Consider the following 26095-nt stretch of genomic DNA (forward strand, 5'->3'; position numbering starts at 1 on the left):
TCGATGGAATACGACAATGCTCTCTGCTGACTACACCCGAACCGCCATCCGTCTCGACCTTTCAGGGGATTGGCAGCTCAGCTCCGCCGACAACAGCCATGCGCTGGCGATCGCGCTGCCGGGCGACGTGCACACGGCGTTGCTTGCGGCCGGCGTGATCGACGATCCCTATGTCGGTCGCAATGAGAACGACGTGCAGTGGGTGGCGCACAAGGACTGGGTGATCGAGCGCACGGTGACCGTGGCGGCGCAAGATGTCGCTGGCTACTGGTATCTCGACCTCGAAAGCCTCGATACGGTTGCTTCGGTCTTCGTTAATGACCAGCTGGTGCTGGAAGCAGAGAATTGCTTCCGCCGCTATCGACCTGACGTTTCGAAGGCACTCGTCGCCGGCGAGAACCGCATCCGCATCGTCCTGCATTCCTCGATTGCCGAGGGCGCGCGCCGGCAGGCGGAGCAACCGTTCTACGTGCCATACCATCCCGGCAATTCGCCGATCGCCAATGGCAACATGCTCAGGAAGCCCCAGTGCCATTTCGGCTGGGACTGGAACCTCGCGATCGCGCCGCTCGGGGTCTATGGCGACATCGCCCTTTGCCGGCTGGAGATCACCCGCATCGAGCATGTGACGACCAAGCAGGTCTGGCTGGAAGACGGTTCGGTCGATCTGGTCGTGACCGCGACGCTCTTTGCCGATGGCCCCGGTATCGTACCCGTGCACTTCTCGCTCGACGAGGACCGCGAGCGGCTGGACTGCGCCGTCGGCAAGGGCGAGACGCGCATCACTCATGTGTTCAGCGTGGCGGAGCCAAAGCGTTGGTGGCCGGCGGGTAGCGGCGAGCAGCATCTGTCGCGGCTGACGGTCGAGGTGCCGCAGGAACAGGTGAGCCGCCAGATCGGCTTCCGCACCATCGAGCTTCTGACCGACAAGGACGAGGCGGGCAGCCGCTTTGCCTTCCGCGTCAATGGCCGCGAGATCTTCTGCAAAGGCGCCAACTGGATTCCGGCCGACGCGCTGGCGTCACGGGTGACACGCGAAGGCGTTGAGGACCTTTTGACCTCGGCTGTCGATGCCAACATGAACATGATCCGCGTCTGGGGCGGCGGCTTCTACGAGCCGGACTGGTTCTACGATCTCTGCGACCGGCTCGGGCTCTTGGTCTGGCAGGACTTCATGTTCGCCTGCAACCTTTATCCCTCGACGCCGGATTTCCTGGAGAATGTCGCCGCCGAAGTGGACTACCAGGCCAAGCGCCTGTCGTCGCATCCGTCGATCGCGGTGTGGTGCGGCGACAATGAACTCGTCGGTGCGCTCACCTGGTTTGACGAGCCGCGCAGGGATCGCGATCGTTATCTCGTTTCCTACGACCGGCTGAACCGCACCATCGAGGTGGCGCTGAAGGCGGCACTGCCAGAGGCGATCTGGTGGCCGTCGAGCCCGGCGTCCGGCTATCTTGATTTCGGCGACGCCTGGCATGCCGATGGTTCCGGTGACATGCACTACTGGTCGGTCTGGCACGAGAACAAGTCCTTCGACAATTACCGTACCGTGCGCCCGCGCTTCTGCTCGGAGTTCGGCTTCCAGTCCTATACGTCGATGCCGGTCATCCGGCAGTTCGCGGGGACAAAGGACCTCAACATTGCCTCGCCCGTGATCGAGAGCCACCAGAAGAATGTCGGCGGCAACGAGCGCATCGCCGGCACGATGTTCCGCTACTTCCGCTTTCCCAAGGATTTCCCGGCTTTCGTCTATCTCAGCCAGATCCAGCAGGGCCTGGCGATCCGCACAGCCGTCGACTACTGGCGCTCGCTGAAGCCCCATTGCATGGGCACGCTCTACTGGCAGCTCAACGACACCTGGCCGGTCGCCTCGTGGTCAAGCCTCGACTATGGCGGCAGTTGGAAGGCGATGCACTACATGGTGCGCCGCTTCTTCCAGCCGGTTTCGGTCGCGGCCATCCCGTCGACCGACGGCAAGGAGATCTCCTTCTCGATGGTCAACGACACGGCCGAGCCGGTGACGGTGGAACTGGAGACTTTCCTGGTTTCGCTCGACGGCAGGCGGACGCCATTGACGGCGGCTGCCGGCACCTGTGGTCCGGACCGTGCTGCAACGCTCGTGACAATGGCGGCTTCCGACGTTCCGGAAGGTAGCCTGCTGTTCTGGACCTTCGCGGCGTCGAACGGCATGCGCGGTGAGGGACACCACGTCAACGGCACCTACAAGGCGCTCGACCTTCAGCCATCCGGCATGACGCTCGACGTGACACCAGCAGGCGAGGGCGCATTCGACGTTGCGCTCCGGGCGAGCGGCCTGGCGCTGCACGTGATGATCGAGGCCGATGTCGCCGGGCGCTACTCCGACAATGCCTTCGATCTCCTCGCTGGCGAGACAAAGGTCGTCCGGTTCACACCGAAGATGACGCTCGCTGCGGGTGAACGCCCGAGCTTTACCGCCTTCGATCTTGAATCCTGCCAGGGAAAAGGTTGACCGTCATGAAACGCAGCCACGTCAACGATATCATCGCCGAGAGCGGTGCCTTCATGAAGAGCTACGGCTTCACCTTGCCGCCCTTTGCCTATTGTTCGCCGGAACAGCTGAAGTCGCATGTTGCCTCCGACAGCCCGTCGATCTTCGACGCCCGGCTCGGCTGGGACATCACCGACTACGGCAGGGGACGTTTCGACCAGTTTGGGCTGGTGCTCTTCACCTTGCGCAACGGCAATGCCGCCAATCTTGGGACCGGGCACGGCATGGTCTATGCCGAAAAGCTGATGATCACCGCCAAGGACCAGGTCAACCCGCTGCACCGCCATGCGGTCAAGACCGAGGACATCATCAATCGCGGCGGCGGTTCGCTGGTGCTGCAGATGTACAATTCGAAGCCTGACGGCAGCGTCGACGAGGAGAGCGACGTGATCGTCGCCACCGACGCGCGGCTGCGCACGTTGAAAGCCGGGCAGCTCTTGAAACTCAAGGCCGGCGAAAGCGTCACGCTACTGCCCGGCAACTGGCATGCCTTCTGGGCCGAAGGCGCCGACGTGCTGATGGGCGAGGTTTCGACCGTCAACGACGATCTCACCGACAACTATTTCCGCGAACCCGTCGGTCGCTTCTCGGCGATCGAGGAGGACGACGCGCCCACCCACCTGCTGGTGTCGGACTACGACACCTGGCTGAAGTGATCCCCAACACCCAAAAATGCCCCCAAGACCCCAAGGACTGAACGAGGAGGATTTCATGAAGGACGTCAGTTTCCAACTTTACAGCGCCCGCAACTTCCCGCCCTTTGCCAATGTGCTGAAGGCGCTGGGCGAGGCCGGTTACAGCCAGGTCGAAGGCTATGGCGCGCTCTATGCGGCGCTCACCGACGCCGAGATCGCAAGCTTCAAGGCAGGGCTCGACGAGAATGGTCTCGCCATGCCAACCGCGCACTTCGGCCTGGACATGCTCGAAAGCGATCCGGACCGTGTGCTTGCCATTGCCAAGGCGCTTGGCATCAAGGCGATCTATTGCCCCTACCTGATGCCCGACCAGCGGCCGACGGATGCCGCCGGCTGGCGTGCCTTCGGCGAGCGGCTGCAGAAGGCCGGCAAGCCCTATCGCGATGCCGGGCTGATCTTCGGCTGGCACAACCACGACTTCGAGTTTTTCGCACTTGCTGACGGCAGCATCCCGCAGGATCTGATCTTCGAGGGCGGACCGGACCTTTCCTGGGAAGCCGATATCGCCTGGATCATCCGCGGCGGCGCCGATCCGATCGCCTGGATCAAGAAATATGGCAATCGCATCACCGCCGTGCATGTGAAGGACATTGCGCCGACGGGCGAGAAGAAGGACGAGGACGGCTGGGCCGATGTCGGCGACGGCACCGTCGACTGGAAGGGCCTGTTCCAGGCGCTGTCTGCCACCAAGGTCCGCTACTTCATTGCCGAACATGACAACCCGAGCGATTTCAAGCGCTTCGCCAAGCGTTCGCTCACCTCCATCCAATCCTATTGAGAAGCAGGTTTATCCATGATCAAGGAACTTGGCGTCGGCATCATCGGATGCGGCAACATCTCCACCACCTACTTCAAGCTCGCGCCGCTCTTCAAGGGCATCAAGGTCGTTGCCTGCGCCGATATCAACCCGGCGGCAGCCGAAGCGCGGGCAGCCGAATACGGCGTTGAGGCCCAGAGCATCGAGGCGCTGCTTGCCAATCCGGCTGTCGACATCGTCGTCAACCTCACCATTCCGGATGCGCATTATCCGGTCTCCAGGGCGATCCTCGAAGCCGGCAAGCACGTCTATTCGGAAAAGCCGCTGGTGCTCTCGCTGGAGCAAGGCGAGGACCTCCGGGCGATCGCCAAGGCGAAGGGCCTTTCCGTCGGTTGCGCGCCGGATACGTTCCTGGGTGGCGCGCACCAGCTTGCCCGCAGCACGATCGACGCCGGCAAGATCGGCCGAGTGACCTCGGGCACCTGCCACGTCATGAGCCCGGGCATGGAGATGTGGCATCCGAACCCGGACTTCTTCTTCCTGCCCGGCGGCGGCCCGATCCTCGATCTCGGCCCCTATTACATCGCCAACCTGATCAACCTGATCGGGCCGGTGAAGCGCGTTGCGGCCCTGTCCTCCATGGCCCATCCGACCCGCACCATCACCAGCGAGCCGCGCAAGGGCGAGGAAATCCCGGTCAAGACCCCGACCAACATCCACGCTCTGCTCGAATTTGAGAACGGCGCGACGATCACGCTGTCGGCAAGCTGGGATGTCTGGTCGCACCGCCACGCCAACATGGAACTCTACGGCACCGAAGGCTCGCTCTATGTGCCCGATCCGAACTTCTTCGGCGGCACGGTGGAGATGAGCGGCCGTGACAAGAAGATCGAGCCGCTGGAGCCCTGGGACCATCCCTTCGGCGTTGCCAACCAGGAGCATCCGCAGGGCCCGATGGCGAACTACCGCACCGCCGGCCTTGCCGACATGGCGCTCGCGATCCTCGAAGGACGCGATGCCCGTTGCTCGCTCGACCGCGCGCTGCATGGCGTCGACGTCATGGTATCGATCCTGAAGTCCGGAGAGGAGGGGCGCTTCATCGAGCTCTCCACCACCTGCAGCCAGCCGGCAGCCCTCGGCATCGAGGAGGCGAGGGCGCTGCTGCGCGAGGTGGAGGAGGACGTGTCGAGCGAAAGGCGTGCTGCAGCCTCGTAAGGACCGGTGCGGGCGCTCAGCACAAACTGAGCGCCCGTCCTGGTGTTCGCAGCGCAGGGCACCACGACCTCAAGCCAGGAAGGTGGGGGCGAAAGGGCGCGGTTAATCCCATTGCAAGGCATGGTCACTAAAGATCGTGCAGCGCAATCTGGGGTCTGCATATGCGTATCGAGACGTTGTTTTGGAGTGCAGTCGTCGTTCTGGCAGCGGCGTTGCTCATCTATCGCCACGTCAGCCGCCGAAAATCGAACGCCGCGCTCGGCAGGTTCACGGAGGCATATGACGCCGCGCGCCGCAGATTGATCGCCGATCCGCAGGCGGTGACGTTGGGCGCTCAAACGGATTATGCCGTGCTGACAGTTATCGAAGCAATCACCGAAAACAGGGGTGGGGGTGCGCCGCCGGCGCTCGCCGATCTCAGCCCGCGTGAATTGCGCGCCGTGGAACTGGCGCATGCGGCGACCATCATGACGGACGGGCAATTCAACAAAGCCCTTCGACGGCTGAGTGCAAAGGAACAGACGGTTGTCCGCCAACTCCGTGGCCTCTTGCAGGAGCAGCCGGTGACATCAGGCGTGCACGCAAGCGCCGGAGATCCCGATGCCGGCGAACGATCCGGAGCTCATGTTGAGCATGCTGCGGACAGCGTGACCACGAAGCAGCAAAACGGACGCACATTCGATCGTCTGCAGATCGCCGGCATTCTCGATTGGCTGGAAACCAGAGCGCCGCGTGATCCGGACATGTGGCACCTGCTGGCCGATTTGAACTGGGACTATCCGGAGATCTACGACATCCTGCTGTGGGTCGTCAGCCAGCCCGAATGCGATGCATCGACCGCGCTTCTCATCCTGCAACTGATGCAGCCTGATGTCGCGATGGATAAAGCAGCGGGCGGACTGCGGTGGCGCACGGCCGGGGATGCCGACCCGGCAGCCTCGAGCGAGGTCCGGCTGCTCGCCATGATCGGCAAACGATCGGAAGACGAGAGCTTAGTCCGCCGTGAGCTGGCGCCGGACCGGCTCTGCACATCGGAAGCGAACGCAGCGCTGCTCGAGATGATGCTTGGCGAAAAGCAGCGGATCGAAGGCGACGGGCGCAAGCTGCCTTTCTTGCTGCCTGTGAAGCTCCTGTCGAAGCCGGCGCTCCTGACCGGGCGGAGGCCGAAGACGGATTTTGAGGTTCACGATGATTGCCTGCTCGTGCCGGCAGCGCTGAGACCGACGCTCTGAACGATTGCGAAAAAGCGCCTTGAAACTGTGCGCAAGATGCCGATTCCGGATTCCGAGTTTTCGGCTTATGGAGTAGAGCTTTGCCTAACGGGTTTTCCGCGCATGTTGCGGAAACCTTTGAGTTTATTGGAGGGCGGAACCACCGCCATCCGGACATGGATCGCGGAGGATTGTGCGATGACCTGGCTACCGGCGGAAAACCGCTACGACAGCATGAAGTATAACCGCCTTGGCCGCTCGGGCCTCAAGCTGCCGGCGATATCGCTGGGCCTGTGGCACAATTTCGGCAATGACACGCCGCATGACCGCAAGGTCGACATGTGCCGCACCGCGTTCGATCTCGGCATCACCCATTTCGACCTCGCCAACAATTACGGCCCGCCTCCGGGCTCGGCCGAGACTGCCTTCGGCGAGATCATGCGCACGGATTTTGCCGGGCTTCGCGACGAACTGATCATCTCGTCGAAGGCCGGCTACGACATGTGGGCCGGCCCTTACGGCGAATGGGGCAGTCGCAAGTATCTGATCGCGTCCTGCGACCAGAGCCTGAAGCGCATGGGCCTCGACTATGTCGACATCTTCTATTCGCACCGCTTCGACCCGGAGACACCGCTTGAAGAAACCTGCGGCGCGCTCGACCATATCGTGCGATCGGGCCGGGCGCTCTATGTCGGCATTTCTTCCTACAATTCGCAGCGAACCCGCGAGGCGGCCGCGATCCTGAAGGATCTCGGCACGCCCTGCCTCATCCACCAGCCGAGCTATTCGATGCTCAACCGCTGGATCGAGGACGACGGGCTGATCCATACGCTCGAAGATCTCGGCATCGGCTCGATCGTCTTTTCGCCGCTCGCCCAGGGCATGCTGACCACGAAGTATCTCGGCGGCATCCCGTCCGACAGCCGTGCTGCGCAAAACCATTTCCTCAAGAAGGATTTCATCCGCCCGGAGATTATCGACAACATCCGCAAGCTGAACGGCATTGCCGAAAAGCGCGGCCAGACGCTGGCGCAGATGGCGCTTGCCTGGGTGCTGCGCAACGGCCGGATCACCTCGGCGCTGATCGGCGCCAGCCGCTCCGAACAGATCGTCGATTGCGTCAAGGCGCTGGAAAACGACACGTTCACGGCCGAAGAACTGGCCGAGATCGATCTGTATGCCCGCGAGGCGGATATCAACCTCTGGGCCAAGTCGGCCGAGCGTTGATTTTGCCTGAAAACATTGATTTGCCTGCATTTTAGGCAAAATAGCCTGCTTTCCGGCACATTAGACAAAAGTCGAACAAGTGCCGGAAAGCGCCGTCTGGACATGGTCCCGTGTTTCTGTAAGGTGCGATCATGCCGGTCGATTTCGACGCCATTTGCGTCGTTTCGGCAGGTTAACGAGGAGGAGCCACCGACGTCCGGGAAGGGGCGGGGTGGACAGAATGGGTGGTAGCGCTGAGCGCGGCTGCCCTTTTGGCGAGAACTAGGGGAGGAACCATGGATCGCCGTTCATTCATTAAAAACGCAAGCCTTGGCGGCTTGGCCGCAGCGGGTGCTGCAGCACTTGCAACGCCGGCCATCGCCCAGGCAAACCCCAAGATCAACTGGCGCCTGGCGTCGTCGTTCCCGAAGTCGCTCGACACGATCTACGGCGGCGGCGAAGTGCTGGCGAAACACGTGTCCGAAGCGACCGACGGCAACTTCCAGATCCAGGTCTTTGCCGCCGGCGAAATCGTGCCCGGCCTGCAGGCTGCCGATGCTGCGGCTGCCGGTACGGTCGAAGCCTGCCACACGGTTTCATACTATTACTGGGGCAAGGACCCAACCTGGGCGCTGGGTGCAGCCGTTCCCTTCGCGCTCAATGCACGTGGCATGAACGCCTGGCACTACCATGGCGGCGGCATCGATCTCTTCAACGAATTCCTCGGCACCCAAGGCCTCGTCGGTTTCCCCAACGGTAATACCGGGGTTCAGATGGGCGGCTGGTTCCGCAAGGAGATCAAGACGGTCGCCGACTTGCAGGGCCTGAAGATGCGCATCGGGGGCTTTGCCGGCAAGGTCGTGGAAAAGCTCGGCGTCGTGCCGCAGCAGATCGCCGGCGGCGACATCTATCCGGCGCTCGAAAAGGGCACCATCGACGCTGCGGAATGGGTCGGCCCCTATGACGACGAGAAGCTCGGCTTCTACAAGGTTGCGCCCTACTACTACTATCCCGGCTGGTGGGAAGGTGGCCCGACGGTCCACGCCATGTTCAACAAGGCGGCCTTCGAGGCGCTTCCGAAGAACTACCAGTCGCTGCTGCGCACCGCCTGCCAGGCGACCGACGCGAACATGCTGCAGAAGTACGACTACCTGAACCCCTCCGCGATCAAGCGCCTGGTGGCTTCGGGTGCCAAGCTCAGCCCGTTCAGCGCCGAAATCCTGTCGGCCTGCTTCGACAAGGCGAACGAAGTCTATGCCGAAATGGAAGACTCCAACCCGACCTTCAAGAAGATCTGGGACTCGATCAAGGCCTTCCGCGGCGAGTACTACCTCAACGCCCAGATCGCCGAATACAACTACGACACCTTCATGATGATCCAGCAGCGCGGCGGCAAGCTCTAAGCCCAAGCCTGCGTCAGACGATCGGGGCCGCTCGCGACATCAGTCGCGGGCGGCCTTTTCGTTTCGGTCGGTGACCGCCGACATTTCGACGGCCCTGCCTTCGCTCGTCCATGCGCGTGCAACACGCGGCGCGGCACGGCCGGTGTTTCGTGGTATGGTTGCGGCCTTGATTGAAGGGAGAAGGTGCAATGCCAAGCGAGGGCCAATCGGTCGTGCTTGGGCCTGACGAGGGCCGCCGATACGACATGGGCGCCATCAAGGCCGTCTTCAAAGCCGACGGTGCAGAAACGGCCGGCCGCTTTTCCATCTCGGAATGGTGGCTCGATGCCAAACACGAAGGGCCGGGCGCCCACAAGCACGACGACAATGACGAGATCTTCTACGTGATCGAGGGTACCGCGAGCATCCTCGTCGGCGACACCTGGCACCAGATGGCGAAGGGCGCGCTCTGCGTCATCCCGCGCGGGACGATGCACGATTTCCGGAACGAAAGCACGTCCCGCATGGGCCTCCTCAACGTCTATGTCGGCGGCCCGTTCGAGGAGATGATGCCCATGATCGTCGACTGGTATCGCGACAATCCGGCGAAGCGGCTGGAGTGAGCCGGGCTCGATAACCGAATACAGCAATCGTTCGGGGGGGAGCGGACGGCTCACATGGCTGCGCTTTGGCTGAAGTCAAAGCCGGAAGATGGTCTTCTTGGCGAGGGGCGTATTCCTCTCCCCCTCATCTTCGCCATTGTGGCGGATATCCAGCGACCCGACGTCCGTCGGGTCAAAAGACCCTTTCAGCCCAAAGACTTGGGCTGGTTAGATTCCTGTGACGAGCACAGGAATGAGGGTGGCGTTCGTCGGCGCAAGCACCGGAAAGCTTCCAATGATTAGATACATCGTTGCCTAAATGAAAAGGGCGGCCTGTTTGGGCCGCCCTCTGTCTGTCTGCCAGCCGTCTTACTTGAACGACGGCGGTTGGCTGAGGTCGTTTGACGGTGCCGTCTGCGGCTCAGCACCCGGGGTGCCAAACGAAGGCGGCTGGCTGAGGTCCGTCGAAGGTGCGGTCTGCGGTTGGGCGCCAGAGCCGCCACCCTGATCGGCCGGCTTCTGGTCGAGCGGGCTGCCGCCTGGAAGCTGCAGACCGCCGGGAAGGCCGAGGCCGCCGCCACTGTCTGGCAGACCGAGACCACCACCGCCGGTGCCGAAGCCGGGAACTTCGATCTTGATCGTGTTCGGATCGACGGCAGTGCCCGTTCCCTTGTAGTGCATGACCATCTGCGGGAACATGATCGTCAGAGCCACCATCAGGATCTGGATGCAGACGAAGGGCACTGCACCCCAATAGATCTGGGCAGTCGTGACCGGCTGGATCGTCTTGCCGGTGATCTTGTCGAGATAGGGCACCTTGGCCGCGACCGAGCGCAGATAGAAGAGCGCGAAGCCGAAGGGCGGGTGCATGAAGCTTGTCTGCATGTTGATGCCAAGCAGAACGCCGAACCAGATGAGGTCGATGCCGAGCTTGTCGGCAGCGGGCGCCAAGAGCGGCACGATGATGAAGGCGAGCTCGAAGAAATCCAGGAAAAACGCCAGGAAGAAGACGAGCATGTTGACGGCAATGAGGAAGCCGGTCTCGCCGCCCGGCATCGCCGTCAAGAGGTGTTCGACCCAGATGTGGCCGTTGACGCCATAGAAGGTGAGCGAGAAGACGCGCGCACCAATCAGGATGAACAGCACGAAGGCCGAAAGCCGGGTCGTTGCCGTGAGTGCCCCACGGACAACTTCCATGTTGAGACGGCCCTTGGCGGCGGCCATGATCAGCGCGCCCACGGCACCCATGGCGCCGCCTTCGGTCGGCGTCGCGATGCCCAAGAAGATGGTGCCGAGCACCAGGAAGATCAGGGCCAGCGGCGGAATCAGCACGATGATGACCTGCTGGGCAAGCCTGGACATCGCGTTGATCTTGAAGCCCTTGTCGATGAGGGCGACGACATAGATGAAGGCAACGCCAACCGTGCCGCCGAGGATGTCGGCGTTCTCACCCTGGGTCGGGGAGAGATAGACATGGGCGGCATAGGCGATGCCGGCGGCAACCGCGAGCGCAATTGCGAGCGAGGTAACGCCCGAACCCAGCGTGCGGGCTTCAAGCGGCAATGCCGGCATGCTGTCGCGCTTCAGGAATGACATCAACAGGATGTAGCCCATGTAAAGACCGGTCAGCACCAGACCCGGGATCAGCGCGCCGGCATACATGTCGCCGACCGAGCGGCCGAGCTGGTCGGCAAGAACGATGAGCACGAGCGACGGCGGAATGATCTGGGCAAGCGTGCCCGAAGCGGCGATCACGCCGGACGCAACCCTGCGGTCATAGCCGTAGCGCAGCATGATCGGCAGTGAGATCAGGCCCATGGCGATGACCGAAGCGGCGACGACCCCGGTCGTGGCTGCAAGCAGCGCGCCGACGAAGATGACCGCATAGGCGAGACCGCCACGGATCGGGCCGAAGAGCTGGCCGATCGTGTCGAGCAGGTCTTCGGCCATGCCCGATTTCTCGAGCACGATCCCCATGAAGGTAAAGAAGGGGATGGCAAGCAATGTGTCGTTCGACATCACCCCCCAGAACCGGTCCGGCAGCGCGTTGAGCAGCGGCCAGGAGAGGTTGATCGAATCGGAGAACGGCGCGAGTTCGACGCCGATGATGAAGAACAAGAGGCCGTTGGCGGCGAGCGAGAAGGCGACCGGGTACCCTAAAAGCAGGAACACGATCAGCGATGCGAACATGATCGGCGCCAGGTTTTCAGCAATGAATTCGATCATGGACGGGTCTCCGGAGACACGACATCGTCAAGCGGCGCATGGGTCGGCACATAGGGTGTCGGGTCTTCCATGTTCCCGGTCATGATCGCGATTTTCTTGATGATCTCCGACACGCCCTGGAAGGCGAGCAGCAGGAAGCCGATAAGGAGGATCGCCTTGGCCGGCCAGATGATCAGGCCGCCGGCCGAGGAGGAGACCTCGCCCGAGACATAGGACATCTTCACGTAGGGGAAGAGGTAGTAGAGTACCAGCAGCACGAAGGGCATCAGGAACAGCAGGTGCCCGAGCAGATCGATCCAGTGCTGCACCCGGCGCGAGAACTGGCCGTAGACCACGTCGATGCGGATGTGCTCGTTCTGGCTGAGCGTATAGGCAGCGGCAAACATGAAGGCGGCACCGAACAGGTACCACTGCGCCTCGAGCCAGGCGTTCGACGACATGTTGAAGATCTTGCGGATAATCGCGTTACCGGCGCTGACGAGCACCGCCGCCAGGATCAGCCAGGAAACGTTCTTGCCGATAAATTCCGTGATCGTGTCTATCAATCGGCTGAAGCCGAGCAAAGCTCTCATCGATTTCCTCCCCGCAATGGCTTTTATGGTTGTTGTGCCAAGCACAGCCAGAGTGCCGATTTCAAGCGCGCGTTCAAGCCTGTGGCGCGATTTTCCCGTATAGTTCAGCTGTCTCCGACTAAAGTTGAATGGGTCGCCCTGCGCGCTGCACATTGTTTGTGCAATCCGGTCGGACTTGCCGGATGTGCGCGAGCGCCAGCCCTCTCCAGAGGCACAGGCGCCGCTCGAATCGATGTGGAAAGGTCGCCGCCAGAATGGTGAGGGGCGATTTACTGTAACGTTGCAGTCTTGAATTCGTATGATTTTTGAGGTCGGATGGCGCCGCCAAGGGAGGACGCCAGAACAATGACCGCCATGATCCGCAACCCCATTCTGCCGGGCTTCAATCCGGACCCATCGATCTGCCGCGTCGGCGACGATTATTACATCGCCACCTCCACCTTCGAGTGGTACCCGGGCGTGCAGATCCACCATTCGCGCGATCTGGTGAACTGGAAACTGGTGCGCCGACCACTGGAGCGCAAAAGCCAGCTCGACATGCGTGGCAACCCCGACAGCTGCGGCGTCTGGGCACCGTGCCTTTCCTATGACGACGGGCTGTTCTGGCTTGTCTACACCGACGTCAAGCGCTTCGACGGCAACTTCAAGGACGCGCACAACTACATCGTGACCGCAGAAGCGATCGAGGCGACCTGGTCGGACCCGGTCTATGTCAATTCGTCCGGCTTCGACCCTTCGCTGTTTCACGACGACGACGGGCGCAAGTGGTTCCTCAACATGCAATGGAACCACCGCACCGAGAGTTTTGGCGGCTCGCCAAAGCATCCGGCCTTCGACGGCATCCTGCTGCAGGAATGGGATGAGCGCACACGAAGGCTCGTCGGGCCGGTCAAGAACATCTTTGCCGGTTCGCCGCTTGGTCTCGTCGAGGGGCCGCATCTCTTCAAGAAGAACGGCTGGTACTACCTGACGACCGCCGAAGGCGGCACCGGCTACGACCATGCGGTGACGATGGCGCGCTCGCACACCATCGACGGGCCTTATGAGATGCATCCGGACACCTACCTGATCACATCAAAGGATCACCCGGAAGCCCCGTTGCAGCGCGCCGGCCACGGCCAGTACATCGAGACGCCGGATGGACAGGCCTATCACACCCATCTGACCGGCCGGCCGCTGCCGCCCCTCCGCCGTTGCACGCTCGGCCGCGAGACGGCGCTGCAGAAATGCGTCTGGCGTGACGATGGCTGGCTCTACCTTGCAAATGGCGGGCCGGTACCGGACGTGCTTGTGCCTGCTCCAGGATCGGTGGAGCAGGTGACGGTGCCGACTGTTGTCGAAACGGATTTCGATGACGGCACGCTTCCGGTCGAGTTCCAGTGGCTGCGCACGCCCCAGCCGGAGCGGATCTTTTCGCTCGAAAGACGTCCCGGCCATGTCAGGCTGTTCGGACGCGAGAGCATCGGCAGCTGGTTCGAACAGGCGCTGGTCGCGCGCCGGCAGGAGCATCATTGCTTCCGCGCCGAGACGACGGTCGATTTCGTCGCCGAGACCTACCAGCAGGTCGCGGGCCTGACGCACTACTATAACCGCCACAAGTTCCATGCGCTCGGTGTGACCCGGCACGAGACGCTGGGCCGGACATTGACGATCCTCTCATGCCCTGGCGATTTCCCGCACGGCCGGCTGGAGTTTCCGCTTGGAAGCGGCGTCGCCATTCCGGATGGTCCGACCGACCTTGCGATGGAGATCCGCGACAACGACCTGCAGTTCTTCTGGCGACCGGCGGGCGCTCAGGATTGGTTGCCGATCGGTCCGGTCCTCGATGCCGGCGTCGTTTCGGACGAGGGCGGCCGCGGCGAGCACGGCTCCTTTACCGGCGCCTTCGCAGGGTTGTTTGCCTTCGACACATCGGGCGCGGGCAAGCCGGCGGATTTCGATAACTTCCGTTACGTCAACCTTACCGCGTCATGAACGACGAATGTAAGAGGTTCCAAATAAGCTAATGGTATCATTACGTATTTGTAATGTGGCGTTTCATATTGGGTTCAGGAAGCGGACCGTAGTTTCGGGGTGCAGACAACGAAAGGACACCCCGATGAAACGTCTCCTGATTGCACTCGTCGCCAGTTCCGTACTGGTCACGCCGGTGGCAGCTCTTGCCCAATCGGCCGGATCCTTCGAGGTGGCGCAGAACTATGATCGCACCCGGCGCCCGGTTGACCGTCATGTGGACCGCCATGTCGACAAGCACGTGACGATCGAGAAGCGGGTGACCGTCAAGAAGAAAGAACGCTGGGCCCGCGGCCATCGCCTGTCGCCGGCCGAGCGCCGCCACATGGCCCAGGTGCGCGACTACCGCTACTACAGGCTTCGCCCGCCGCCGCGCGGCCAGCAGTGGGTGCGCTCCGGCAACGACTTCCTGCTGATCAGCCTGGCGACCGGCGTCATCCTCGGCCTGGCGACGGCGCACTGATATCGTCAGGAACCGATGATCGAAGGGGTGGCATTCTCACGCCGCCCCTTCGCCCTTTCGATATCCCGGGACGCCGCCAGGTCGCTCCCCGAAAAGCAAGTGTTCGATCTCGCCCATCGCGGCCAGCGCCTCTTCCTCGCCGGCCATGTCGCCGAGGAACGGGTCAAACGTCGGCACCGGGCGCCCGGCGGCATTGAGCGCCATGCAGACGAAGCGTGGCCGGCGCGGAGCGCGTGCGGCGTCTGCCATCAGGCCGCCCGCGGCGACCAGTTGGCGAAGGGGTCGGGGAGGTCGCGCCAGCGCTCGGGGCGAAAGCTCTCGTCGGCGATCAGGCAGGCGTCGAGTTCGGCGACGAGCTTTGCCTCGTCCATCGGGTCGGCGCCGATGAAGACGATTTCCTGCCGCCGGTCGCCCCAGACCGGGTCGGTATAACGGCCGACCGCCGCGAGAAATCCGGGTTCTCGCGGCCATTGTTCCTTGGGCACGGCAGACCACCACAGTCCCATCTTGCCGGTGCGCACGAGCGGGCCTGCCTGGCTGAGTTCGCCGACATAGTGCGGGCGGGTCGCAAGCCAGAAGAAGCCCTTGGCGCGCAGAACGCCGGGCCAGGAGCGGTTGAGGAAGGCCTGGAAGCGCATCGGATCGAAGGGCCGGCGGGCGCGATAGACGAAGGATCGGATGCCGTATTCCTCGGTCTCGGGCACGTGGTCCTTGAAGCCGTTCAATTCCTTGTACCAGAGCGGATGCTGCTCGGCCTTCACGAGGTCGAAACGACCGGTTCCGAGCACGTCCCGAAGCTTCACCCTGCCGAAATCGGTTTCGATCAGCTGCGCGTCCGGATTGAGCCCGACGATGATCTTGCGGGCGGCATCGACCTGTTCCGGCGTGGCGGTACCAACCTTGTTGAGAACGACGACATCGGCAAACTCGATCTGCTCGACCAGCAGGTCGACGAGCGTGCGCGTATCGCCTTCGCCGGCGGTCTCGCCGCGGTCGGCAAGGAAGTCGAGCGAAGAGTAGTCGGCGACGAGGTTTGCCGCATCGACGACCGTCACCATGGTGTCGAGGCGGGCGACGTCGGCGAGGCTCTCACCATTCTCGTCGCGGAAGTCGAAAGTGGTGGCGACCGGCAGGGGTTCGGAGATGCCGCTCGATTCGATCAGCAGGTAGTCGAAGCGGTTCTGTTCGGCGAGGTTGCGAACCTCCTTCAGGAGATCGTCACGCAGCGTGCAACAGATGCAGCCATTGGTCATTTCCACCAGCTGTTCTTCGGTACGCGACAGGCCGGCGCCGCCATCGCGGACCAGCGCCGCGTCAATGTTGACCTCGCTCATGTCATTGACGATGACGGCGACGCGCAGGCCGTCGCGGTTGGAGAGCACGTGGTTGAGCAGGGTCGTCTTGCCGGCGCCGAGAAAGCCGGAGAGCACCGTGACAGGAAGCTTTTCCATCGATGGTTCCTATATGTTATACCGTTACATTTATTGCGTATAAAAAGGCGAGCGCGAACGCCCGCCTGAACGAGATTGCGAAATTTGGTTTTCGACATTCCGGTGGCTTCGGATGCTGGGCAGCCGGATCCTTGTCGCAAGCTTTCCGTTGTCTGCGGTTGACCTCTCCTCCGGTCATCCTCGGGCTTGACCCGAGGATCCAGAACTCAGGCGCGCAACCATGGCCGGTTTTACGCTATCGCCTGGGGGCTGGATGCTCGGGTCAAGCCCGAGCATGACGGGGGAGAGGGGGAGCCCGAAGGCGCACCCACACCGTCTTGGGAGGACGGATCAGCTGGCTGAGGACAGGCAGGTCTTGAGCGACGTACCGATGCCTTCCATCATCAGGAAGTAGAGGTCCGGGCCGGCATCAAGCGTGCCGGCTTCCGGGTCGAGCGTGCCGGACTTCGCCGGCGTTCCCTCGATCACGACATTGATCAGCTTCGGTTCGAACTGCGGCTCGGCGAAGACGCAGGTCGCGCCCAGTTCCCTGATCTTGGCGTGGATCTGGGACAGGCGGTCCGCACCCGGCAGAACTTCCGGGCTGACGGTGATCGAGCCGGCGACGCGCACCTTGTAGCGGTGCTCGAAATACTGGTAGGCGTCGTGGAAGACGACGAAGGGCTTGTCCTTCACCGGCGCCACCGTCTCCTTGAGCGTGGCGTCGAGCGCGTCCAGACGCTTGTTCAGCGCCTCGAGATTGGCCTTGTAGGCGCCGGCATTGTCCGGGTCGGCCTCAACGAGCGTCTTTTCGATCTCGGCGGCCATCGCCTTGGCATTCAACGGGTCGAGCCACATATGCAGGTCGGTATCGCCGTGGCCGTGATCGTGTTCTTCCCCTGCGGCCGCTTCCGGGGCGGCCGCGTGGTCATGCTTTGCTTCGCCTTCGGCATGCTTGTGGCCTTCTTCGCCGTGCCCCTCGTCGCCATGGTCTTCATCGCCGTCGTCATGCGCCTCGAAGGCGCCGCCTTCGCGGAACTTCAGTTTCACGATGCCGGGCGCTTCGCTGAGTTCGACAATTTTTGCGCCTGTGGTCAACGTATCGAGCGGCTTGTCGAGGAAGGCTTCGAGACCCGGGCCGACCCAGAAGACCACCTTTGCCGCCTGCAGTGCCGAAGCGTTGGAGGGCTTCATGTTATAGGTGTGCGGGGAGGCCGCGCCCTCGACGATCAGCGACGGTTCGGCCACGCCCTGCATGATCGAGGCGACGAGCGAGTGGATAGGCTTGATCGAAACCACCACATTGGGGCCGGCGGCGAGAGCCGGCGAGGCGATGAGCATGGTGGAGGCAAGAAGCAGGGCGGATGTCGATTTCATCGGGTTCTCCGGGCTTGAATGGCGCACCGGGTCGTTTCGACCGGGCACGCAGTCGGGCATGCAAAGTATCGATGCGACAGGCCATTGAAGGGCTTGAAGCAGTAATGTAATGTTATTACATCAATTGCGTTATGCTATAACGTGTGCGATAGCCAGTGGCAACCATCCAATCCGGATTTTTTTTCATGCTGAATTTCCGCTCCCCAGATACGCTGCCGCTGGTCAATCTCAGCAATGCCGGCGTGCGTCGCAACGGCCGCTGGCTGGTGCGCGGCGTCGAATTCTCGATCAGTCCGGGTGAGATCGTCACGCTGATCGGCCCGAACGGCTCCGGCAAGTCGACGACGGCGAAGACGGCGATCGGAGTGCTCAAACCCGACGAGGGCTATGTCGAGCGCAAACCGGGCCTGAAGGTCGGCTACGTGCCGCAGAAGCTTGCAGTCGACTGGACGTTGCCGCTGACAGTCGAGCGACTGATGACGCTGACCGGGCCGCTCAAGGGCAAGGAGATCGAAGAGGCGCTGTCTGCGACCGGCGTGCTGCATCTGGCCAAAGCCGAAGTGCAGCATCTCTCAGGTGGCGAGTTCCAGCGCGCGCTGCTTGCCCGGGCCATTGCCCGCAAGCCGGACCTGCTGGTGCTCGACGAGCCGGTCCAGGGTGTCGATTTCAGCGGCGAGATCGCGCTTTACGAACTGATCAAGCAGATCCGCAACCGCACCGGCTGCGGCATCCTCCTGATCTCGCACGACCTGCATATCGTCATGGCGGAGACCGACACGGTCGTCTGTCTCAATGGCCATGTCTGCTGCCGCGGCACGCCGCAGGCCGTCAGCCAGAGCCCGGAATACCAGAAACTCTTCGGCAGGCGCGCCGCCAACACACTTGCCGTCTACAGTCACCACCACGACCACACCCATCTGCCCGATGGCCGGGTGCTGCATGCCGACGGCTCGATCACCGAACATTGCTATCCCGGTGACGGCCATCATCATGAGGACGAGGAAAACGTGCACGACCACGGCGAGGATTGCGGCTGCGGCCATCACACGCGCCTGCATGGCTATGACGTGAAGGAGAAGCGCGATGCTTGACGATTTCTTCGTGCGCGCGCTGATCGCCGGCATCGGCATTGCCGTCATGGCGGGTCCGCTCGGCTGCTTCGTTATCTGGCGGCGCATGGCCTATTTCGGCGACACCATGGCTCATTCGGCGCTGCTTGGCGTGGCGCTGTCGCTGCTCCTCGAACTCAATCTGATGCTGAGCGTCTTCATCGTCGCCGCCTTGGTATCCGTGCTGCTTCTCTTCCTGCAGCGGCGTGGGGCGCTGTCGACCGATGCGCTGCTCGGCATCCTCTCGCATTCGGCGCTGTCCTTCGGCCTCGTCATCGTCGCCTTCATGACATGGGTGCGCATCGATCTCGTCGGCTTCCTCTTCGGCGATATCCTTGCAGTCTCGGAATCCGACATCGATATCATCTGGGGTGGCGGCATTCTTGTCATTTTCGCCATCATCTATCTCTGGCGGCCGCTGCTCGCCTCGACCGTCAACCCGGAGCTGGCGGAGGCCGAGGGGCTGAAGCCCGAGCGTACGCGGCTGTTCTTCATGCTGCTGATGGCCCTGGTGATCGCGATCGCCATGAAGATCGTCGGCATTCTGCTGATCACCTCGCTGCTGATCATTCCGGCCGCCACCGCGCGCCGCTTTGCAACCTCGCCGGAAGCGATGGCGGTTCTCGCTTCGGTGATCGGCGCGCTTGCCGTCACCGGTGGACTTTTCGGCTCGCTGCACTGGGATACGCCGTCGGGACCGTCTATCGTCGTTGCGGCAGTTGGGCTTTTCGTTCTCAGTCTGCTACCGATCGGCCGCCGCTCCATGGAAGCGGCGCATCATTCCACGCCTGGAGGGCACCACTGATGGCTACGCCGCAACTGACCAAGAACCAGACGCTGGTGATGGATGCGCTCAGCCATTCCGAAGGGCCGATGAGCGCCTATACCATTCTCGACAAACTGCGCGACCATGGCTTCCGCGCGCCGCTGCAGGTTTACCGCGCGCTCGACAAGCTGCTCGAATACGGCATGGTGCACCGGCTGGAGAGCCTCAACGCCTTTGTCGCCTGCTCTTGCCCACATGACCACGAGCACGACCACGGCGTTACGGCCTTCACCATCTGCGAAGGCTGCGGCCAGGTGACGGAGTTTCATGACGAGGCGATCGAGCAGCGGCTTTCGACGCTGACGCGGGCGCAGAACTTCAAGACAGAGAAGACCACGATCGAGATACGCGGCCACTGCCAGAGCTGCGCATAAGGGCGGTTCCGCCTACGCAGGCGGGTCCTTCCTTGGCTTGCCAGCCGCTCAGTCCAGCCGGGAGAGGTCCGACGCGTAGCGCCGCCAATTCTTGACGTAGTGCGCTGCCGAGCGCTTCAGTCCCTCGACGGTTGCGTCATCGAGTGTGCGGATCGCCTTGGCCGGAGCGCCGACGATCAGCGAATTGTCGGGGAACTCCTTGCCCTCCGTTACCAGCGCATTGGCGCCGACGAGGCAGTTGCGGCCGATCTTGGCGCCGTTGAGCACGGTCGCGCCCATGCCGATCAGAGAGTTCTCGCCGATGGTGCAGCCATGGATGATGGCGCCATGGCCGATGGTGCAGCCTTCGCCGATCGTCACCGGGAAACCCGGGTCGACATGGATGACGACGTTTTCCTGGATGTTGGTGCGTGCGCCCAAGCGGATCGGTTCGTTGTCGCCGCGCAGCGTCACGCCGAACCAGATACCGACCTCGTCGCCGATCTCGACCTGACCGATGACGTTTGCGTCCGGCGCCACCCAGTAGCTGCCGTTTGCAGGCGTCTGCGGGCGAAGTGGTCCAAGGGCATAAAGCGGCATCGGCATGTATCCTTTTGCAGTCTCGATCACGCAAACCCGGATTGGCCGCTTGGGGCGCTGCCGGGGACTTCTCTCGCTAGAGCACGGTCACCGCAAGTGCTGCGACGCCGTCGACGCCGCAGGTCACCTCGTCGCCGCGCAGCACAGGGCCGACGCCCGAGGGCGTGCCGGTCATGATGATATCACCCGGCGCAAGCGTGAAGAGCTTCGACAGTTCGGCGATGACTTCCGGCACCTTCCAGATCATCTGGTCGAGATCGCCTTGCTGGCGCATTTCGCCGTTGACCTTCAGCCAGATATTGCCGTTGACCGGGTGGCCGATCGTTTCAGCCGGCGTGATCGCCGAGACCGGGGCGGAATGTTCGAAGGCCTTGGCGGCCGCCCAGGGCTTACCCGCCTTCTTGGCTTCGGCCTGCAGGTCGCGGCGGGTAAAGTCGATGCCGACAGCATAGCCGTAAACGCAATCCAGCGCCTCTTCGACGGCGATGTCGCTGCCGCCGCGCTTCAGCGCCACGACCAGTTCGACCTCGTGATGGACATCCGTGGTGAGCGGTGGGTAGGGGAAGGTGCGGCCGGCGACGAGCAGGTTGTCGGGGTTCTTCTGGAAAAAGAACGGCGGCTCGCGGTCGGGGTCATGGCCCATCTCGATGGCGTGGGCGGCATAGTTGCGGCCGACGCAATAGATCCGGCGCACCGGAAAACCGACGAGGCTGCCTGATATCGGCAAAAGAACTGGCGGCGGAGGGGGAATGATCGTTTCCATGTTCGTCCGGTCTTGCGGCGCCGCCCCCCGTGGATGTGGGACGCGTCTCGCCGAGAATTTCGAGGGGCCGCTGCACCGCCACCGGTTCGGTTTCGGTTCTGCGGAGGAGAATCCTGCGCCGGACGTTACTGCATAATTTCGCGAATCGGAAACGATCCGCGGAAAAATAGGACGATGGAATGAGGTGGAAGTTGGCGGCGCGCCCGGATGGGCGCGCTTGGGGTCATGGCACCCGGTGCGGGTGCCACGGGGGCAAACTCAGGCGCACTGCGCGTAGGCCTGAAGCTGGTCTCTTGTCAGGAACCGACCGTCCGAGCGCGAATTGAGCTCGGGATGGCTGTATTCGAGGCTGGGGACTTCGGGAAGCTCAAGGGCCTGGCGTACGGTCATGATGCCGACGTCGCGGCGGCCGCCTTCACGCTTCATGCTGACTTCAACGATGCGATAGAGATTGCTCTCGCTCATAAGTTCTCTCCCGTTTATCGTTTTTTTGAAATTCCCTTGATGGGATTAAACGCTCCGAAATTGGTTTTTGTGAGGCACCTCAGAATATAGGCCAGAGAAATGAAAGCTTCACGACAGAAATCTGACCATTTCTGGGAAAATCATGCGTGTTCTGACGATAATGTGCCGAAACAATGCGAAATTCGGGCAAATGCCCAATTACTGAGCCGACGCTTTGGATCTGCGGCGTCGAGCAAAAAATTCCATTCCTCGCGCTGGCCGATGGCGAGCGCCATTGCCACGCTTCAAGCGGCGGTGTCCGCGCCGGCGCTTGGGCGGGCTTCAGTGCGCGTTCAGTTCGGCTTCCTCTGCGGCCGACATGAACAGGGATCGAGCTTCTTCAGCGGTACGGCGGCCGTCGATGGCGGCACGGCAGGCACTGCGGGCGGCGACGTAGAACGGCCCGCGACGGGGCCAATGGTCTGCCAGGCAGGCAAGCGCGTCAGAGGGGCCTTTGACGGTGCGGCAATCACCGCTGATAAAATCGAGTTCGATCGGCTGTTTCCAGATTAATTGCATGCGTCTCCTCCTCGAGATCATCTCAATGAACATCGGCATTTGCGGCTGCCGGCCGCTGGCTCCTCACGCGTTTCGGCAGTCGATCTTGCTAATGTACCGCAGGAGCGCGCTTTTGTAAGCAGCTTTTGGGTGTTCTGTTAAAAGCAACTCAACCTATGGCAGCAAATACGGCAACTTTGGTCCAGACCAATCGCACCGCCACCGCCTGCGGCGCGCACCAAATCGACTGCGGCAACCCGCCTCCCGGCGTGTTCTTGGTCCCCTGTCGTCACGCTACCGCCGTCTGGCCTAGAGGTGGGTGTCGCGCTGCAAACGCTCGGCAAAGGCGCGGCCGGCAACCAGCAGGCGTCCCTCGTTGGTGTTGCCGGCGAGATAGTCGTCGATCAGCATTCTGGCGTGACGGCGAGCGCGGTCGCCGTCACGCGGCCACCCCTGTTCGAGGCAAACCGCGTCGAAGACACGCTGCAGCCGCTCCATGTCGCCCTTGGACAGGGCCAGGCATTGAGTCGCACGCAAAGGGGCCACCTGTTCCTCCCGCCCGCCGAGTTCCCGGTCGTTGTGCGCACTATGCCAGAACGCATGTGAAATGAACCCCTCGGGAATGAGGGGTCCGATCAACTGCGTGGCGAAACGGGGTGAGCCGATCAGGCTGCTGGCACGACGCGGTCCACCTTGGTGCGGCGGCCGCCTTCCTCGATGCGATAGTAGTCGGAGCCAATCAGCGCATACTGGTCGCAGCGCCGGCCGCCATCCTCGAAGGTGATGCAGACTTCGTCACCGGTGATGGTGTAGCTGCCGCCGTCGCGCACCTCATAGTCGCGGTAGCCATAGCGGCCGTCGGCGAAGAAGGTGGAGTTCACGCCGTTGAGATTGTAGCGGAGCGTCTTGCCGACGAGAAAGGCTTGCAGCGTATCGCCGGAGAGCGTCGGCACGGAAGGTGCGACTGGCCTTGGCTTGGCGACTTCGGGCGCCTCCAACTCCATCGATTGGCATCCGGCCAAGAGAAGCGTGAGGAATGCCACGATTGCGCGTTTCATGCCGGCGGTCCTTGTTGGGTCTTCTGTATCGATACAGGTGCGCTGTCTTACCGCAATATTCCTCGGATCGAAATGGCTTCAAGGGGAGGCGATGTGGCGGGCAGCGACCTTGCTAGCGTCGAATTGAACGCGCCGCGCAGTAATCGCCTTGGGTTGTTCCTGTCAAGTCCGGGAAACGGTGATGGCGGCGAATGGCGTCATGCGTCGTGCTGCCCTGGTGGAGCGGCGTAGTAGAAAAAGAGATCGGCGGATGACTGTGCGCCAGCCATTGCCGCCTCGGCGAAGGAGGTCGCGTCCGCTACGTTCTGCCAGGCGGACCTGAGATCAGCGAGGCAATTGGCGATGGCCCCGACAATTGCCTGCTTTGTCTTCGGCCTGCATGACGAGGGCCGCGACCGTCGCGTTCAGGACCGAGAGTTGCCCCAATTGGGCCGCGTCGCCATGGAGACGGAGTTCTTCACTGCTCATTTCGTCCGGTGACTTCGACATGAGATGATTTCTTCGCTTGCTGGTTGCATCAGCAACCGATCATCTCGCGATGGAGAAGGCAAGCTGACCTCCGGCAGGCGTTGCGCTCCGACGTTGCCAGGCCGATGCCGCACGACCTTTGCCGAGGATGCGACCCCAATGAGGGTCAGAAGATGCTGCCGGCAACCGAGGCGGCCACCGTGGCAGCCAGCGCCGTCAGTATGAAGGCGGCGCCCAGAATCGTTGCTATTGTCCGCCGGCGCCGGGCGCCGCTCCAATCGTAGCTCATGTTTCGCTCCGACGACGATTGTGTTGGGGCGACACAATCTGCGATTCTTCTTAACAAATCGGAAACCATCATGGCGGCGGCTGGAGGCGTTCGGCCAAGCCGCCGCCCCGAGGCTTGATCCTGTCAGCCCCGGACCGCGCGCATCTCCGGGAAGTCGTAGTAGCGCAGTCGCTTGTCGTTGCAGCGGCTATCATAGGTGCTTGCGTCGATGATCTTGCCGTCGCGGAGCGCGTAGCCGCTCACTTGCAGCCGCTCCTGTATCCGCATTTCCCGGAAGCGTACGCAGAAGGCGTAGATGTTGGCGTCGGGATTGAGCAGGACCACACTCGAAATCTCCGCTGTCTTGAACTCGGCGCCCTTGGCGCCAACGCCGCGCACCAGTTTGACATATTCGTTGCGCACGGCTTTGGACGGCGGTCTTTGCGACGCAACGACGGATTCTGGCGCCGGTGGCTGGCAGCCGGAAAGGGCAAAAGCGGCCAGCGCGAGATTGAGGTATTTCAGCATAATTGTTCCCCATGCGGATTTTTCGCGCAGGTTGTATCTGGTGCATGGCAATGCTGCAATATCAATCGGATAGGCATTCGCCTCATCATGAGGCCATTGTGCTTCAGGTTGTGCAAGGAGGCGTCGGTCGGGTGCGGCACAACACGATCTCGCATTTTTGTGCATTGCGCTGTATAAGGCGCCGTCCCATCTGGGAGGCTTGGCGCCAAAAGGCCGCCAATGGTAGTGACCCGCCGAGAGCGCTAAAGTGAAGCGCCGGCGTGCAAAGCCAGAATAGCGAGAGTTGATTGAGCATGGCAGAAAGCCGCGCAAATCCCGCAAGTCCGGGAACCAGGTCCTATTTCAACGCACCGGTTTTTGCCGTGGCGCCGATGATCGACTGGACCGACCGTCACTACCGGTTCTTCGCCCGCAAGCTGTCGCAGCACGCCTTGCTCTATACCGAGATGATCGTCGCCGAGGCGATCCTCAGGGGCGATCGGCAGAGGCTGCTCGGCTTTGACGCTTCGGAGCATCCGGTTGCGCTCCAGCTCGGCGGCAACGATCCGGTAAAGATGGCGGAAGCGGCCAGGATTGCCGAAGAGTTCGGCTATGACGAGATCAACATGAATGTCGGCTGCCCGTCGGACCGGGTGCAATCCGGTACTTTCGGCGCCTGCCTGATGCAGGAACCGGAGACGGTGGCGGCCTGCGTTGCGGCGATGAAGGCGGCGGTGAGGATCCCGGTAACCGTGAAGTGCCGCATCGGCGTCGATGACCAGGACCCGGAAGTGGCGCTGCGCACGCTGGTCGCGCAGGTGGTCGAGGCCGGTACGGATGCCGTCTGGGTGCATGCGCGCAAGGCCTGGCTGCAAGGCCTGAGCCCCAGGGAAAACCGCGAGATCCCGCCGCTCGACTATGGTCTCGTCTATCGGCTGAAGCAGGAAAACCCGAATCTTTTCATCGGCATCAACGGCGGTCTTCAGACATTGAGCCAGGCGCTGGAGCAAGTGCAGCATCTCGACGGCGTCATGCTCGGCCGTGCCGCCTATCACGACAGCGCCATGCTGACGGCAGCCGACGGTCATTTCCCGCATCCGCTGACGGGTGCGGCCCCGGTGGCGCAGGAAGCCGGCGTCTTCACCGAGCGCGGCCACCGTCTCGATCTCGACTTCTGGGCGGATGTTCGTGATGTGATGGCGGATTATGCCGCCGGCCATATCACCAATGGCGGTCGGCTGATCCATGTGACCCGGCACATGGTCGGACTGTTCCAGGGCTGGGCTGGTGCGCGGCGCTATCGCCAGATCCTGTCGTCCGATGCGACCCGTCAGGGCGCGGGGCCGGAGGTGATCCATGCGGCCTTCGATGCGGTGTTTGAGGCAATGGCGGCGAAGCAGGCGGCGGAGTGAGTGCGAGGCCGGGTTACCGTGGTGAAGCGGGACGCCCTCGGGGTGTGGCG

At 62.4% G+C, this 26095-nt stretch carries 28 protein-coding genes; 15 read left to right on the forward strand and 13 right to left on the reverse strand.

What is annotated here, in order from left to right:
- Positions 1-16 precede the first annotated feature (16 nt).
- The 8 genes from MKZ91_RS02360 (at position 17) to MKZ91_RS02395 (ending at position 9619) form a co-directional block, all read left to right on the forward strand.
- Positions 17-2491 carry a beta-mannosidase gene (locus MKZ91_RS02360; RefSeq protein ID WP_336167561.1) on the forward strand — a complete coding sequence of 825 codons (2475 nt, stop codon included), beginning with the start codon at positions 17-19 and terminating at the stop codon, positions 2489-2491.
- A gap of 5 nt (positions 2492-2496) precedes the next feature.
- The gene (locus MKZ91_RS02365; protein ID WP_336167563.1) at positions 2497-3186 is read left to right on the forward strand and encodes a D-lyxose/D-mannose family sugar isomerase; all 690 of its coding nucleotides are present in this window, start codon (positions 2497-2499) and stop codon (positions 3184-3186) included.
- Positions 3187-3241: 55 nt separating this feature from the next.
- Entirely contained in the window at positions 3242-4003 is a 762-nt protein-coding gene (locus MKZ91_RS02370; RefSeq protein WP_336167565.1) for a sugar phosphate isomerase/epimerase family protein, read from the forward strand.
- A 15-nt stretch (positions 4004-4018) separates the two neighbouring features.
- Positions 4019-5197 carry a Gfo/Idh/MocA family protein gene (locus MKZ91_RS02375; protein ID WP_336167567.1) on the forward strand — a complete coding sequence of 393 codons (1179 nt, stop codon included), beginning with the start codon at positions 4019-4021 and terminating at the stop codon, positions 5195-5197.
- A gap of 161 nt (positions 5198-5358) precedes the next feature.
- Complete coding sequence (locus MKZ91_RS02380; RefSeq protein WP_336167569.1) at positions 5359-6429, forward strand: DUF4274 domain-containing protein; 1071 nt, start codon at positions 5359-5361, stop codon at positions 6427-6429.
- Between the two features lie 177 nt (positions 6430-6606).
- Positions 6607-7635: an L-glyceraldehyde 3-phosphate reductase gene (gene mgrA, locus MKZ91_RS02385; RefSeq protein ID WP_336167571.1), complete on the forward strand. Its 1029-nt coding sequence runs from the start codon at positions 6607-6609 to the stop codon at positions 7633-7635.
- Between the two features lie 275 nt (positions 7636-7910).
- Positions 7911-9017, forward strand: a complete 1107-nt coding sequence (locus MKZ91_RS02390; RefSeq protein ID WP_336167573.1) for a TRAP transporter substrate-binding protein — start codon at positions 7911-7913, stop codon at positions 9015-9017.
- 188 nt (positions 9018-9205) lie between these two features.
- Entirely contained in the window at positions 9206-9619 is a 414-nt protein-coding gene (locus MKZ91_RS02395) for a cupin domain-containing protein (RefSeq protein ID WP_336167575.1), read from the forward strand.
- Positions 9620-9967: 348 nt separating this feature from the next.
- Here MKZ91_RS02395 and MKZ91_RS02400 read toward each other — a convergent pair whose 3' ends face one another.
- Together MKZ91_RS02400 and MKZ91_RS02405 are read right to left on the reverse strand one after the other, a co-directional pair.
- Positions 9968-11824, reverse strand: a complete 1857-nt coding sequence (locus MKZ91_RS02400; RefSeq protein WP_336167577.1) for a TRAP transporter large permease — start codon at positions 11822-11824, stop codon at positions 9968-9970.
- Entirely contained in the window at positions 11821-12396 is a 576-nt protein-coding gene (locus MKZ91_RS02405) for a TRAP transporter small permease subunit (protein WP_336167579.1), read from the reverse strand. The genes MKZ91_RS02400 and MKZ91_RS02405 overlap by 4 nt, the downstream gene beginning before the upstream one ends.
- 345 nt (positions 12397-12741) lie before the next feature.
- Here MKZ91_RS02405 and MKZ91_RS02410 point away from each other — a divergent pair, with 345 nt between their 5' ends.
- Positions 12742-14370: a glycoside hydrolase family 43 protein gene (locus MKZ91_RS02410; RefSeq protein ID WP_336167581.1), complete on the forward strand. Its 1629-nt coding sequence runs from the start codon at positions 12742-12744 to the stop codon at positions 14368-14370.
- Positions 14371-14494: 124 nt separating this feature from the next.
- Positions 14495-14872 (forward strand): RcnB family protein, encoded by a 378-nt coding sequence (locus tag MKZ91_RS02415; protein ID WP_336167583.1) that lies wholly within the window; start codon positions 14495-14497, stop codon positions 14870-14872.
- Positions 14873-14908: 36 nt separating this feature from the next.
- On the opposite strand, the gene MKZ91_RS02420 is transcribed toward MKZ91_RS02415, so the two are convergent.
- The 3 genes from MKZ91_RS02420 to MKZ91_RS02430 all read right to left on the reverse strand — a co-directional run bounded on the left by MKZ91_RS02420 (position 14909) and on the right by MKZ91_RS02430 (position 17679).
- A complete protein-coding gene (locus MKZ91_RS02420) occupies positions 14909-15121 on the reverse strand; it encodes a hypothetical protein (protein WP_336167586.1) in 213 nt (70 codons plus the stop codon).
- The gene (gene zigA, locus MKZ91_RS02425) at positions 15121-16323 is read right to left on the reverse strand and encodes a zinc metallochaperone GTPase ZigA (RefSeq protein ID WP_336167588.1); all 1203 of its coding nucleotides are present in this window, start codon (positions 16321-16323) and stop codon (positions 15121-15123) included. The genes MKZ91_RS02420 and zigA overlap by 1 nt, the downstream gene beginning before the upstream one ends.
- A 330-nt stretch (positions 16324-16653) precedes the next feature.
- Positions 16654-17679 (reverse strand): zinc ABC transporter substrate-binding protein, encoded by a 1026-nt coding sequence (locus tag MKZ91_RS02430; RefSeq protein WP_336167590.1) that lies wholly within the window; start codon positions 17677-17679, stop codon positions 16654-16656.
- Positions 17680-17864: 185 nt separating this feature from the next.
- Between MKZ91_RS02430 and MKZ91_RS02435 the strand changes: the two genes are divergently transcribed.
- Genes MKZ91_RS02435 through MKZ91_RS02445 form a run of 3 tightly spaced genes read left to right on the forward strand, consistent with a single transcriptional unit; the run spans position 17865 to position 19988 of the window.
- Positions 17865-18770 carry a metal ABC transporter ATP-binding protein gene (locus tag MKZ91_RS02435; RefSeq protein ID WP_336167592.1) on the forward strand — a complete coding sequence of 302 codons (906 nt, stop codon included), beginning with the start codon at positions 17865-17867 and terminating at the stop codon, positions 18768-18770.
- Positions 18763-19593, forward strand: coding sequence for a zinc ABC transporter permease subunit ZnuB (gene znuB, locus MKZ91_RS02440; RefSeq protein ID WP_336167594.1), 831 nt, complete (start codon positions 18763-18765; stop codon positions 19591-19593). Before MKZ91_RS02435 ends, znuB begins: the two co-directional genes overlap by 8 nt.
- On the forward strand, positions 19593-19988 hold the full coding sequence (locus MKZ91_RS02445) for a Fur family transcriptional regulator (RefSeq protein ID WP_336167596.1): 396 nt from the start codon (positions 19593-19595) through the stop codon (positions 19986-19988). Before znuB ends, MKZ91_RS02445 begins: the two co-directional genes overlap by 1 nt.
- A 48-nt stretch (positions 19989-20036) precedes the next feature.
- Here MKZ91_RS02445 and MKZ91_RS02450 read toward each other — a convergent pair whose 3' ends face one another.
- The 6 genes from MKZ91_RS02450 to MKZ91_RS02475 form a co-directional block, all read right to left on the reverse strand.
- Complete coding sequence (locus MKZ91_RS02450; RefSeq protein WP_336167598.1) at positions 20037-20567, reverse strand: gamma carbonic anhydrase family protein; 531 nt, start codon at positions 20565-20567, stop codon at positions 20037-20039.
- Between the two features lie 76 nt (positions 20568-20643).
- On the reverse strand, positions 20644-21330 hold the full coding sequence (locus MKZ91_RS02455; protein WP_336167600.1) for a fumarylacetoacetate hydrolase family protein: 687 nt from the start codon (positions 21328-21330) through the stop codon (positions 20644-20646).
- Positions 21331-21588: 258 nt separating this feature from the next.
- Positions 21589-21795: a hypothetical protein gene (locus MKZ91_RS02460; RefSeq protein ID WP_336167602.1), complete on the reverse strand. Its 207-nt coding sequence runs from the start codon at positions 21793-21795 to the stop codon at positions 21589-21591.
- Between the two features lie 321 nt (positions 21796-22116).
- On the reverse strand, positions 22117-22353 hold the full coding sequence (locus MKZ91_RS02465) for a DUF982 domain-containing protein (protein WP_336167771.1): 237 nt from the start codon (positions 22351-22353) through the stop codon (positions 22117-22119).
- Between the two features lie 288 nt (positions 22354-22641).
- The gene (locus MKZ91_RS02470; RefSeq protein WP_442892177.1) at positions 22642-22869 is read right to left on the reverse strand and encodes a DUF982 domain-containing protein; all 228 of its coding nucleotides are present in this window, start codon (positions 22867-22869) and stop codon (positions 22642-22644) included.
- A 128-nt stretch (positions 22870-22997) separates the two neighbouring features.
- Positions 22998-23390: a hypothetical protein gene (locus MKZ91_RS02475; RefSeq protein ID WP_336167606.1), complete on the reverse strand. Its 393-nt coding sequence runs from the start codon at positions 23388-23390 to the stop codon at positions 22998-23000.
- Between the two features lie 342 nt (positions 23391-23732).
- Here MKZ91_RS02475 and MKZ91_RS02480 point away from each other — a divergent pair, with 342 nt between their 5' ends.
- Positions 23733-23870 (forward strand): hypothetical protein, encoded by a 138-nt coding sequence (locus MKZ91_RS02480; protein WP_336167607.1) that lies wholly within the window; start codon positions 23733-23735, stop codon positions 23868-23870.
- A 154-nt stretch (positions 23871-24024) separates the two neighbouring features.
- Here MKZ91_RS02480 and MKZ91_RS02485 read toward each other — a convergent pair whose 3' ends face one another.
- Together MKZ91_RS02485 and MKZ91_RS02490 are read right to left on the reverse strand one after the other, a co-directional pair.
- A complete protein-coding gene (locus MKZ91_RS02485) occupies positions 24025-24147 on the reverse strand; it encodes a hypothetical protein (RefSeq protein WP_336167609.1) in 123 nt (40 codons plus the stop codon).
- Positions 24148-24270: 123 nt separating this feature from the next.
- Positions 24271-24819, reverse strand: a complete 549-nt coding sequence (locus MKZ91_RS02490) for a hypothetical protein (RefSeq protein ID WP_336167611.1) — start codon at positions 24817-24819, stop codon at positions 24271-24273.
- A 128-nt stretch (positions 24820-24947) separates the two neighbouring features.
- Between MKZ91_RS02490 and dusA the strand changes: the two genes are divergently transcribed.
- Positions 24948-26045: a tRNA dihydrouridine(20/20a) synthase DusA gene (gene dusA, locus MKZ91_RS02495; RefSeq protein WP_336167613.1), complete on the forward strand. Its 1098-nt coding sequence runs from the start codon at positions 24948-24950 to the stop codon at positions 26043-26045.
- Positions 26046-26095: the final 50 nt, after the last annotated feature.

Source organism: Ensifer sp. MJa1, assembly GCF_037026475.1.
In the GTDB taxonomy this organism is placed as follows: domain Bacteria; phylum Pseudomonadota; class Alphaproteobacteria; order Rhizobiales; family Rhizobiaceae; genus Ensifer.